This window comes from Vibrio minamisatsumaniensis (genome assembly GCF_050337445.1).
GTDB lineage: Bacteria > Pseudomonadota > Gammaproteobacteria > Enterobacterales > Vibrionaceae > Vibrio > Vibrio artabrorum.
This window is the reverse complement of record NZ_JAKJSY010000105.1, coordinates 1-10,686: the sequence shown is the minus strand read 5'-3', so window position 1 is coordinate 10,686 and position 10,686 is coordinate 1. Positions and strand designations below refer to the sequence as shown.

General features: G+C 43.7%; 12 protein-coding genes and 3 pseudogenes. 6 read left to right on the top strand and 9 right to left on the bottom strand.

What is annotated here, in order from left to right:
- The first annotated feature begins 433 nt into the window (after positions 1–433).
- Positions 434–829: a Cu(I)-responsive transcriptional regulator gene (gene cueR / locus L4B77_RS18065; protein ID WP_429752117.1), complete on the top strand. Its 396-nt coding sequence runs from the start codon at positions 434–436 to the stop codon at positions 827–829.
- A gap of 35 nt (positions 830–864) precedes the next feature.
- Here the strand turns inward: cueR and L4B77_RS18060 are convergent, their stop codons facing one another.
- The 5 genes and pseudogenes from L4B77_RS18060 to L4B77_RS18040 all read right to left on the bottom strand — a co-directional run bounded on the left by L4B77_RS18060 (position 865) and on the right by L4B77_RS18040 (position 5,501).
- The gene (locus L4B77_RS18060; protein ID WP_429752115.1) at positions 865–1,320 is read right to left on the bottom strand and encodes an NfeD family protein; all 456 of its coding nucleotides are present in this window, start codon (positions 1,318–1,320) and stop codon (positions 865–867) included.
- Between the two features lie 3 nt (positions 1,321–1,323).
- Positions 1,324–2,253 (bottom strand): SPFH domain-containing protein, encoded by a 930-nt coding sequence (locus L4B77_RS18055; RefSeq protein ID WP_429752113.1) that lies wholly within the window; start codon positions 2,251–2,253, stop codon positions 1,324–1,326.
- Positions 2,254–2,467: 214 nt separating this feature from the next.
- A pseudogene (locus L4B77_RS18050) lies at positions 2,468–3,318 on the bottom strand (co-chaperone YbbN).
- A 397-nt stretch (positions 3,319–3,715) separates the two neighbouring features.
- A complete protein-coding gene (locus L4B77_RS18045; protein ID WP_429752111.1) occupies positions 3,716–4,543 on the bottom strand; it encodes an SDR family oxidoreductase in 828 nt (275 codons plus the stop codon).
- A gap of 43 nt (positions 4,544–4,586) precedes the next feature.
- Positions 4,587–5,501, bottom strand: coding sequence for a TIGR01777 family oxidoreductase (locus L4B77_RS18040; protein WP_372041594.1), 915 nt, complete (start codon positions 5,499–5,501; stop codon positions 4,587–4,589).
- A 296-nt stretch (positions 5,502–5,797) separates the two neighbouring features.
- Between L4B77_RS18040 and L4B77_RS18035 the strand changes: the two genes are divergently transcribed.
- Genes L4B77_RS18035 through yfcE form a run of 5 tightly spaced genes read left to right on the top strand, consistent with a single transcriptional unit; the run spans position 5,798 to position 8,660 of the window.
- Entirely contained in the window at positions 5,798–6,532 is a 735-nt protein-coding gene (locus L4B77_RS18035) for a DUF1538 domain-containing protein (protein ID WP_261837818.1), read from the top strand.
- Positions 6,529–7,323, top strand: a complete 795-nt coding sequence (locus tag L4B77_RS18030) for a DUF1538 domain-containing protein (protein WP_372041593.1) — start codon at positions 6,529–6,531, stop codon at positions 7,321–7,323. The genes L4B77_RS18035 and L4B77_RS18030 overlap by 4 nt, the downstream gene beginning before the upstream one ends.
- Positions 7,313–7,663 carry a P-II family nitrogen regulator gene (locus L4B77_RS18025; protein WP_261837816.1) on the top strand — a complete coding sequence of 117 codons (351 nt, stop codon included), beginning with the start codon at positions 7,313–7,315 and terminating at the stop codon, positions 7,661–7,663. Before L4B77_RS18030 ends, L4B77_RS18025 begins: the two co-directional genes overlap by 11 nt.
- Complete coding sequence (locus L4B77_RS18020; protein WP_261837815.1) at positions 7,660–8,067, top strand: CBS domain-containing protein; 408 nt, start codon at positions 7,660–7,662, stop codon at positions 8,065–8,067. The genes L4B77_RS18025 and L4B77_RS18020 overlap by 4 nt, the downstream gene beginning before the upstream one ends.
- A gap of 47 nt (positions 8,068–8,114) precedes the next feature.
- Positions 8,115–8,660, top strand: a complete 546-nt coding sequence (gene yfcE, locus L4B77_RS18015; protein WP_261837814.1) for a phosphodiesterase — start codon at positions 8,115–8,117, stop codon at positions 8,658–8,660.
- 117 nt (positions 8,661–8,777) lie between these two features.
- On the opposite strand, the gene L4B77_RS18010 is transcribed toward yfcE, so the two are convergent.
- From L4B77_RS18010 to L4B77_RS17995, 4 genes and pseudogenes are all read right to left on the bottom strand, one after another.
- Positions 8,778–9,089, bottom strand: coding sequence for an Rdx family protein (locus L4B77_RS18010; protein ID WP_429752107.1), 312 nt, complete (start codon positions 9,087–9,089; stop codon positions 8,778–8,780).
- A 77-nt stretch (positions 9,090–9,166) separates the two neighbouring features.
- Positions 9,167–9,682, bottom strand: a complete 516-nt coding sequence (locus tag L4B77_RS18005; RefSeq protein WP_429752105.1) for a regulatory protein ToxS — start codon at positions 9,680–9,682, stop codon at positions 9,167–9,169.
- A 1-nt stretch (position 9,683) separates the two neighbouring features.
- Positions 9,684–10,130 (bottom strand): annotated as a pseudogene (locus L4B77_RS18000) (transcriptional regulator); the annotation flags it as partial.
- An 86-nt stretch (positions 10,131–10,216) separates the two neighbouring features.
- A pseudogene (locus tag L4B77_RS17995) lies at positions 10,217–10,586 on the bottom strand (winged helix-turn-helix domain-containing protein); the annotation flags it as partial.
- Positions 10,587–10,686 lie beyond the last annotated feature (100 nt).

The window sequence follows — 10,686 nt, the reverse complement described above, 5'->3', positions numbered from 1 at the left end:
AATATATACCGTAGCTCTTTGATTTGGAGGGTTATATATAAACTGTATCAGTGATATTTGTCCTAATTAACTATATTGGGGAGTGAATGTTGATTGGATACCATTAAAATCACCCTATATCGCCTAATTTATTTAAATTTAATTTTCATTGGATTCTATAGATTAAGGGGGAGATTCATTCGATCAATATGAAACCGAGTGATGTTAGGAGGTTGAGTTATGTTCACTTGGGCTTCGTCTCGTGTTGGTACTTTTTGGAAGGGAATCTGCCCTAAAGAATGGTATATTTCTTTTTGTTGAGGGGATAATGGTCTTCGATGTTATAAATGTATAATCATAAGAGTCTTCTCAACATGAAGTTATTCAGATACTGTCTCTGAGTGTTGACTATGATTCTTGAACTATCATTACTTTCTGTTAGCAGGGCAATATTATGAACATAAGCGAAGTTGCAGGCCTCACCCAACTATCACCTAAGTCTATTCGTCTGTATGAAGATAAAGGCGTGATATCTGCGCCGTTGCGCTCTGAAAACGGATACAGAACCTATGGTGTAAAGCAGATTAAGGAGCTTGGGATCGTTGCGAAGGCGAGAAGTGCGGGTTTTTCGCTCGATGAGTGCCGTGCTCTTGTTGAATTAGCGGATAATCCGTGGCGTGAAAGTGCCGATGTTAAAGCAAAAGCACTGAGTAAATTGGAAGAAGTAAACAAAAAAATTGAAGATTTATTGGCAATTCAGAAGACATTGACAGAGTGGATTGAACAATGCCCGGGTGACTCAAATAGTCAATGTCCGATCATTGATTCACTTGTTGATAAAAAGCCATAAACAGAGGTTTATGGCTTGAATAAGGATTGGTTGAATTACTCTTTAGTTGGAGTAATCGTTAATACAATGCCATCGACAGCTGTGATGATAACTTCTGTTCCCGATGCTAAGTCGTGAGTACTGACAGCTGACCATGTTGTATCACCCAAGCGAATACGACATTTACCTTTTTGAATGTCGGTATCGATTCGAGTTGTTTTATCTATCAGTTGTTTTTCTCTTTGATTTAGATCTCTACCAGCGTCCGATTTTTTATCATTAGACAGTTGTCTTCTCCACCATAACCAGGTAGTGAGCAGCGAGAAGGTCGCGAAGGACAGCCATTGCATCTGCCAACCGATTGGTAGCGCGCTTAATAGAGCACCGACCAGCATGGCTGATATACCTATCCATAAAAAGTAACCAGCGGTTCCGACTAGCTCAAGAGCTAACAACACCAGACCAAACGCTAACCAATGCCAATGATTGACTTGCTCTAGTAACTCGACCATAAATTAGTCCTTACTACTCTTATCATTCTTATTTGCAAACATCTCTGCGATACCTGCCACAGAACCCATGAGGCCAGTCGCTTCCAGTGGGAGCATAATGATCTTGCCGTTTTCTGCTTGACCGATTGATTTCAGTGCGTCGGTGTAACCTTGTGCAATAAAGTAATTGACCGCTTGCATATCACCTTGGGCAATGGCCGTTGATACCATCTCTGTCGCTTTAGCTTCAGCCTCCGCAGCTCTTTCTCGGGCTTCAGCTTGCAGTATTGCAGCTTGCTTTTGGCCTTCCGCTTTTAATATTTCAGACTGCTTATGACCTTCGGCTTTTAAGATCTCAGCTTGCCTTACGCCCTCGGCTTCTAAAATATCAGCACGCTTGTTACGTTCAGCTTTCATTTGAGCGTTCATCGCTGCGGTCAGGTCGGCAGGTGGCTGCACGTCTTTAATTTCGATACGTGTCACCTTTACACCCCATGGGTTCGTTGCCTCATCCACGATATTCAGCAATTTGGTATTGATCATGTCACGCTGGCTGAGCATTTCATCGAGCTCCATCGAGCCAAGTACAGTACGGATATTGGTGAGGGTTAAGTTGCGAATGGCATGCTGAAGGTCATTGACTTCATAAGCCGCTTTAGGGGCATCGATAACTTGAACAAAACAGACCGCATCAATCACCACATTTGCGTTGTCTTTGGAGATAACTTCTTGCGCTGGGATATCGAGTACGCGTTCCATCATGCTAATTCGTTGTCCGATTTTATCAATAAAGGGAATGATTAAGTTAAGACCCGGCTTAAGGGTTTGCGTGTACCGCCCAAAACGTTCAACGGTCCAATTACTCCCTTGAGGAACGGCCTTTACACCAGCGAAAATAAATAATAGTACGACGATAGTGAAGACGCCGATGGTAATTAATGTATCAATAGCCATACAAAATCCTYTGTAAGTTTAAGTTTTTGAACCTTCATTACTCATACTGGCGCATATTTAAAATACGAGCAAATTTTTCATTAAGAAATGGGCCATAAAATATTGATTTTATGGCCCATTTAACTTGATGCTATACGATGTATTTTACCTATTTGTCATCTATCTGGTAAATCATTCACCTTGCTGATGCTGATGCTGATGCTGTTGCTTTTGACTAGTAGAGCAGCGAGTACAGCTGGCGACGGTATCGACTCGCCACCGCATTCCCTTGTCCTAGTGCACTCAAGATGTCCATGAACTCTTTTTTCATGTCACCGTCAAGCGTATTGAGATCTTTAGCCAGGAAGCTCCACAGTAACGCCATGGCTTCTTCGCTACGGTTCACTTGGTGGTATTGCAAGGCAAGTTCAGAAGCGGACTTCGCGTCGTTTGGATTTTGCTGTAAAGCGGCTTCTAATGCTTGGATTTCTGGGCTGTCAGCGGCCTGTTGATGAAGTTCAAGCTTAGCGACTAACCCTTTGTAGTAATTGTCTTGGTACTCTAGAGGAATGGTTGCTAGCTGAGTTTCAGCAAGGTCAAATTGTTGTGTTTCTAACAGACACTCAGCGATCGCCAGTTTTACTTCGCCTTTGTTAGCTCGACCGGCAGTTGTTGCATTGCCGCGAGTGCTTGTGCGTGATCACCGGTTTGCATTTGTTCTAGTGCTTGGCGTAAAGCGAGTTCATCTTGATTCGGTAAGTGTTTACCGAGCATGTCTATGATCGCTGCCACGCTTTGAGGACCACCAAGTCCATCGACAGGTTGTCCGTTAACAAATAGAGCGATGGTTGGCAGTGCTTGAACACCAAACTGGCTAGCAATGGCTTGCTCTTGCTCGCAATTCAATAGGGCAAGAGTGAAAGTGCCGTTGTATTGCTGAGTTAATGTTTGCAGTTCAGGAATGATTTGGGCGCTCTCTTGGCTCATTGGTGCCCAAAAATGGATGAGTACAGGGGTCTGCATCGAACCTTCTAATACTTGACGAAAGTTCTGTTCATTAAGTTCAACCATATGCGGAGATTGCATTTACGTTCCTTGAGGTTTGTTTTGTGGATACGTAGCAAATATGGGGGGATAAGTCGCTAACTTCAAGATCTAACTCAGTTATCTCAGATAAAAAACGCCCAAAATAGAAAAACGCCACACTTCAATGTTGATAGCCATGTTAGCTCAACATAGAAGGTGTAGCGTTCTTATCGAGGTTGTCAGTGGGGCGTTGCGTGAGATATTCAAAACAGAATAAACAACGTAATAGCCAGACCCACACCGACCCAATTAAGGCGGTTTAACGTCATGAAATATCCAGAGTCAATTCATCAATCGGGAATAACTGATGAGATAGGTCAAATCATGACACCTTATTGTGACGAATAAATTACATCGTTACATTAAAATTTGCGACAAAGGATGCAAAGTTAAGGGCTTATGCCGACTTTCTTAAAATGGGGTCTAGCCAGCGACTCGGCAGAACCCTTTTCAATACCGCGAACACTTTAGTTGGGGTCGTAACTCGGTATCTTAGCTTGGGTTTGTCGGCGGTGAGAGCATGGAATACCGGCTCAATACAACTTTCTGGTGGTAGAACAAACGCGTTGTTCGATGACGCTTTTTCGAGCCGGTCTTTTTGTTGTTGATAAGCGTTTTGGTGAACACTGCCGGAAATTGAGATCCATTTATTGAAAGCTTTAAGAGCATTGGTTCTAAATTGGGTTTCAATTGGTCCGGGTTGCAATAACGAGATATGTATACCACTGCCATACAGCTCTAAGCGCAATGTGTCTGTCCAGCCTTCAAGTGCAAACTTTGACGCATTATAAGCCCCGCGATATTTCATTGCAGCAAAGCCCAACACGGAACTGTTTTGTACAATGCGCCCCTCACCACGTTCGCGCATGTGGGGAAGGATTTGGCAAACGAGATGGTGCCAGCCAAAAAAGTTGGTTTCAAACTGTTCTCTGAGCCCGTCGGTTGGTAAATCTTCAAGTGCGCCAGCTTGGCCATAAGCCCCATTATTGAAAAGCCCATACAATCCGTTAGGGGAGAGCGTTATCGCGAGTTGAGCTCCCTGCTCGATACTTTCCTGATTGGAAAGATCCAACTGGATACAAGTGAGCCCTTCAGCTTGAAGGCGTTTCACATCTTGTGGGTTGCGACAAGATGCAATCACATCGAATCCCCGCTTTTGAAGTGCGTGCGCACACGTATAGCCAATACCGGATGAGCAACCGGTGATAAGAATCGACTTGTTCACGCTTAATCCTTTATTTGAGTCTCTATTGCTCTAGGGTAAAGAATTAGTCTTGATGTTGTAACAAGTTTTTTAGGGCGGGCTCGATTCTTGAGTAACTGAATATAAACCCCATTTCAGTCAATTTCTTTGGTTTGGAGCGAATGCTGTCGAACAATAGACAAGATGACTCTCCCATGAGTATCGACAATGCCCATCGGGGAGTGAAAAGAACATGGGGGCGTCGCAACTGTTTGGCTAATGTGCGACTAAATTGTTTGTTGGTGACAGGATGTGGAGCACATAGATTGAACTCTCCTTGGGCGTGAGGGAACGACAATAAGTGGTTGATGGCTCTCACCATATCTAGCATGTGGATCCAAGGCATGTACTGCTCCCCTGAACCGAGTGGGCCACCGACTCCCAGTTTATAGGGCATCAACATTTTTTTTAATGCTCCGCCATTTTTACCAAGAACAATGCCTGTTCGGAGCAAAATCACGCGAGTGTGGTCTGATTGAGCGTGTTTAGCAATGTCTTCCCAGTGAGCGCAGACTTTGTGAGGAAAACTGTCATCTTCTACTTTCAATGATTCGTCAAATGGACGTTGCTGTTGATCGCCATAGTATCCGATGGCTGAGCCGCTGATAAAGGTCTTTGGCGGGTTTGTACTTGCCTGGATTAACTTGACAAGTTTTTCTGTAATGTGCCAACGACTGTTACAGATCCTCTCTTTTTGTTCAGTGCTCCAACGCTTGTCGGCAATCGGTTCACCAGCAAGGTTGATGACGGCATCGAAATCATTGAGATCAACTAACGTATCAAGAGACTGGATGTAGTGAAGATTATTCTGGTTGAGGTGATTAAGGCTTTGCTTTGCTTTTTCAGGGCTCCGTGTCAGTAATGTTACGTCGTCAGTGTTCCAACTCTTGATCAATTCAGAGCCAATAAATCCAGTCCCACCCGTTAATAATATCTTCATGCCAATCTCCCTATTCATATAATTATAGACATGGCTTGTTTTGAATAGCTAGCCAATACGAAAAAGTCACTATAACGATCAGTTGGTTTCAATCGTGTGATAGCGAAATGATGACCTCGATAAACAGCCATCTAACGATAAATCAGGATGATGAAATCGATATCTTTATCACATTTATGAATTTTAATTACATGGGTTACCGACTGCGTAATATTTATCACATCGGCAAGGGTAAGCATTTGCCATGATTATGATGAGTACATAACCAAACACACTCTCAACCATAAGGAGGTGCGATGACGGCAGTGTTTGCTTTGTTTCGAGCCATGTTAGGTAGCTTAAGGGATCTTTTACCGATTGTTGCGGTGATCGCTTTCTTTCAACTTGCCGTTTTGCAGGAGCCTCTTCCTCATCTTTTGTCTATTTTAACGGGTTTAGTGCTGGTGGTTTTTGGACTGACTTTCTTTATCTATGGTCTTGAAATGGGGTTGTTTCCTGTCGGTGAATCGATGGCTCAAGCTTTTGCCTGTAAGGGGAGTGTGTTCTGGTTATTGAGCTTCGCTTTTTGTCTGGGATTTGGCACGACCATTGCCGAACCTGCGTTGACAGCGGTGGCCGCCGAGGCTGCTCAAGTGGCTGCAGAGGGGGGAGTGATCCCTCACTCTTTAGCTGAAATGGAGCAGTATGCCGATGGTCTGCGATTCACAGTGGCGTTATCGGTTGGTATTGCCATTCTGCTTGGTGTATTGCGAATTCTTAAAGGTTGGCCAATTCAGTACATGATTATTGGAGGCTATATCGGTGTCGTGGTGCTGACGGCTTTTGCACCTGAAAATATCATCGGCATTGCGTATGATTCTGGAGGTGTGACAACTTCAACCATCACCGTGCCACTTGTTACGGCTTTAGGGGTTGGTTTAGCCTCAGCAATAAAGGGGCGTAACCCTATGATTGACGGGTTTGGGTTGATCGCCTTTGCGTCATTGTTACCGATGATGTTTGTCATGGTGTACGGAATGGTGGTGACATGATCAGTGGCCAGCAGTTTATAGATACTTTTTTTGGAACCGTTATGGACGTCATTCCGATTGGGGTCATTATTTTTGGTTTTCAGTTAGCGGTATTGCGTAAGCCTGTTAATAACCTAGCCAAGGTACTTGTCGGTTTCTTTTACGTCATTTTGGGTTTGTCGCTCTTTTTGATGGGATTGGAGCTCGCTTTGTTTCCTTTAGGGGAGACGATGGCAATGCAGCTCACTGAACCCAGTTTTTTAACCGAATTTAAGGTCAGCTCAGGTCTTGCATTGATTTGGGTTGATTATTATTGGGTCTATCTCTTTGCGTTTTGTATTGGTTTCAGTACCACGATAGCTGAGCCTTCTCTGATTGCGGTGGCGATGAAGGCGAATCAAGTGTCCGGTGGCAGTATCAGCGTTAACGGGCTGCGAATTGCCGTGGCGTTAGGTGTCGCTATCGGTATCTCACTGGGCAGTTATCGTATCGTTGCCGGAGATCCTATCCATTACTACATTATTGTTGGCTACATCATTGTTGTGATTCAAACCTTCTATGCACCCAAAATGATTATTCCATTAGCTTACGATTCTGGTGGCGTGACCACCTCAACGGTGACGGTTCCTTTAGTCACGGCACTTGGGCTGGGGTTAGCGTCAACGGTACCGGGAAGAAACCCAGTAATAGATGGCTTCGGGTTGATTGCTTTCGCAAGCTTGTTTCCCATTATATCCGTGATGGGTTATGCCCAAATAACACTCTGGCTAAACCGAACACAATCCTCAAAGGAGAGCAAAGATGCGCTTTAAACTTATCTTAGCGTTTGTAGAAGAGAGCAAGACAGACATCGTGCTTGATGCTGCGCGTGATGCGGGGGCTACCGGGGCGACGGTTATTAACAATGCCCGAGGGCAAGGTTTAAATCAGAAGCGGACTTTTTTTGGGTTGACGTTAGAGGTTCAAAAAGACGTATTGTTGTTTGTTGTCGAGGAGCACTTAGCGAGACATATCCTCGAAAGGATCAACGAGGTGGGGGAGTTTGACCAAGAATCGGGTCAAGGTATTGCTGTGCAAATCGACGTGGAAGATGCCGTCGGAGTAGCGCATCAAGTCGAGACATTAACTAAGGTTGTGGAGAATGAACTATGAGTGGCAGTGAAAAAATCCGAGTCAGTGATGTCATGGCCAATACATATGTGATCATCGATGGGCTAACCACAGTATTTGAAGCGATAGAGATGGCAAAGAAGCACAAAGTTAAGGCTATCATTGTCGACAAGCGGCATGAAGATGATGAATACGGTATTGTGTTGATGAATGATATCGCCAAGAAAGTGCTGGCTAAGAACCGTTCTCCAAAGCGCACCAATGTTTATGAAATCATGACAAAACCTGCTTTAAGCGTGTCGGCAGATATGAACGTGAAGTATTGTGCTCGCTTATTTGAGCGCTTTGGTATCAGCCGTGCTCCTGTGGTGAGTGATAATAAGATAGTCGGTATGGTGAGTTACAATAATATCGTGATCAACGGGATGGCGAGAGATGACGTATAGCCTTTCAATACGTACAATAGACATATAATTTTTATGGAGAAGTGCGTGTGAAATTATTTTTTGCTTCCGATCTACATGGATCGTTGCCAGCCACAGAAAAGATATTAGAGCTCTATCAGGCGTCTGGTGCGCAGTATTTGGTTCTATTGGGGGATATTTTGAACCACGGTCCAAGAAACCCAATTCCTGAAGGCTATAACCCACCAGCCGTTTCCGAGCGGTTAAATGCGTTTTCTCAAGAGATTATTGCGGTTCGTGGTAACTGTGACAGTGAAGTCGACCAAATGCTATTGTCTTTTCCGATGATGATGGATTATTCATGGGTTCTGTTAGAGTCAGGCGCACGTATCTTTTTAACACATGGCCACCTTTACAACACGACTAAGCGACCGGCATTAAAAGCAGGTGACGTTATTGCACATGGGCATACTCATGTCCCCGTTGCTGAATATCAAGATGATGTGTTTCTCTTTAATCCAAGCTCTGTGACATTTCCACGAGATGGCCATGCTGCTAGCTATGGCATTTATGAAAATAATACATTCAAAGTCATCAGCCTAGAAGGTGAGTTGCTTGTGAGTGGCGAGTTATAAACGGTTCTTTTAAAGTGGAACGTTGTTTGTGATGCTTTTAATATGGGTAATAAGAGCATCACTACTTAATGAGGTTGTGACTGATTGAGATTGAATAAGGTCAGTGTACGACGAAGGTTATTTGGCGTCGATATGGCCAAGATCTCTATCTGGAGCAATGATGTTTCGCACTCTTTGTTTTAGAACTTTTGCGTCAGGAAAGCCGCCATCGACTTTTCTTTCCCAAATCTGAACGCCATTACAAAAGATTTCAAATCGCCCACCCGTATCAGGGTGCAAACTCACGCGCTCTATTTCTTCACTGAAAGTATGCAGTAATTCTTGGCACAACCAGCTAGAACGAAGCATCCAATTGCACTGACGACAATAGTGTATGGAGATCGATGCTCGAACGATAGAAGAGGCTATTTGATCGGATTCTGTGTTCATGGTAAATCCTTTATGTGCGAGTCGCTTAGTTATGTCAGTAAAAAAGGGGCCTCAGCCCCTTTTTACTGTACTCAGTCTTAGTTTGAAAATAACACCGTAGAACCGTGATTCAAGCTAGTCAGTAGCAGTGCTTTCGGGTTCACAATATCAATGCGTCGGCTCTGTTCAGCATCCATTTTGATCACCTGGGTAATAAGCTCTAATTGCTTCTCTGAGAAGTCTTGGCGCTGTGATGAAGTCACGTCTTTAAACTCAATTGGAGAGATGAGTAAGTAGTTATCGTTGATATCCCATTTGCCTGTCTCAGAAATGCTGATTACACTCGCAGGGGCCGTTTGAGTACCGTATAACCGAACGACTGACATTCTAAGATAAGTCCCGTTTGGTAGATATTTCGCATTCGATGACAGTTCAACTTTACGAAGCGGGCCGATAGAGTCCTCTTGTTTGTTATCGCTGATCAGAGTCACCATTTTCGATTGCCACTCATGCTGCGTGAGTAAGTGCTCTATTTTTTCGCTGTTACCCCAATATAACCAACCACTTAGAAATGCGGAAAGAATCAGTAAAATGATAGATACTTTTACTTTCATGTTACTGCTCTCCTTTACAAATGTCGTTCAAATCTGATTGATTGGCATAAATTCTTACCGTTATATTCTCGTTCGAGTAATCTTGAGGATGAATATAGTTAAGAGCAAGGTTACTGGTTTGTCCGCCTGTAGCGATCACTTTCGTTGGCTTCATCAAGCCGGTGTGATTGGTATTGTAACGTAATACGCATTTCTCAATAGCGGGTAACCACCTTGAAATATCGGGGTGATTGACTGGAGATTGAACTTTCACACCATCGACCTCAGTTAATGTACGAAACTCCGACTGTGTGGGGTGAGTCAATGTCAATGCGATAATTGGCATGCAGAAAGCGACAAACAATAACCCAAATGTTATCCATTTATTCTTGCTTTTAATCGATGTGACCGCTGACTCTGCTTCAATCTTAACTTCTTGAGTGTTTGTGATTGGTGTCGAGGTCGCTATGTCCTCAGTAATGGCTTCTTCTGAGGTTGGTGTATTCGTATTCTTTAATGTTGAACCTGCGTTATTTGCGACAATGTCCGATGCTATCGGTTGGCCATTGGAGGAAAACGGCGCGGATCGTTCAACGGTCGCAATAAATTGATAACCGCGTTTAGGCACGGTTTTCACAAATTCTGGAGATTTAGTCGAATCTTTCAGCATCTTTCTTAAGGTTGATACTGCTTGCGTCAAGCTGGAATCATCCACTTCAAAGCCTTGGTCTCGCCAAACATATTCGTGCAATTCATTACGCGTGATCACTTCATTCGGTCTTTCTGACATCATCAGGAGAATACGGCTTTCATTGCTGCCAAGGCGCACAACCTCACCGTCGCTCAACTGATCAATAAGTGAGTTGCTGTTTGGATCGAATACGAACCGCTGTGCGAGAATAAACTTTGTGCCAATATTGCTCATTGAACTCTTCTATTTTGAATGGTTTGGGGTAAATGGACAGATTTTAGGTGAAGTCCAGTTAATTCTTCACCAAATTATGGTTTTTTATGTTCTTTTATAT

What these genes read in the sequence shown, in the direction of transcription:
- cueR (WP_429752117.1), top strand. Translation starts at nt 434, where the DNA reads ATGAACATAAGCGAAGTTGCAGGCCTCACCCAACTATCACCTAAGTCT.
- L4B77_RS18060 (WP_429752115.1), bottom strand. Translation starts at nt 1,320, where the DNA reads ATGGTCGAGTTACTAGAGCAAGTCAATCATTGGCATTGGTTAGCGTTT.
- L4B77_RS18055 (WP_429752113.1), bottom strand. Translation starts at nt 2,253, where the DNA reads ATGGCTATTGATACATTAATTACCATCGGCGTCTTCACTATCGTCGTA.
- L4B77_RS18040 (WP_372041594.1), bottom strand. Translation starts at nt 5,501, where the DNA reads ATGAAGATATTATTAACGGGTGGGACTGGATTTATTGGCTCTGAATTG.
- L4B77_RS18035 (WP_261837818.1), top strand. Translation starts at nt 5,798, where the DNA reads ATGACGGCAGTGTTTGCTTTGTTTCGAGCCATGTTAGGTAGCTTAAGG.
- L4B77_RS18030 (WP_372041593.1), top strand. Translation starts at nt 6,529, where the DNA reads ATGATCAGTGGCCAGCAGTTTATAGATACTTTTTTTGGAACCGTTATG.
- L4B77_RS18025 (WP_261837816.1), top strand. Translation starts at nt 7,313, where the DNA reads ATGCGCTTTAAACTTATCTTAGCGTTTGTAGAAGAGAGCAAGACAGAC.
- L4B77_RS18020 (WP_261837815.1), top strand. Translation starts at nt 7,660, where the DNA reads ATGAGTGGCAGTGAAAAAATCCGAGTCAGTGATGTCATGGCCAATACA.
- L4B77_RS18010 (WP_429752107.1), bottom strand. Translation starts at nt 9,089, where the DNA reads ATGAACACAGAATCCGATCAAATAGCCTCTTCTATCGTTCGAGCATCG.
- L4B77_RS18005 (WP_429752105.1), bottom strand. Translation starts at nt 9,682, where the DNA reads ATGAAAGTAAAAGTATCTATCATTTTACTGATTCTTTCCGCATTTCTA.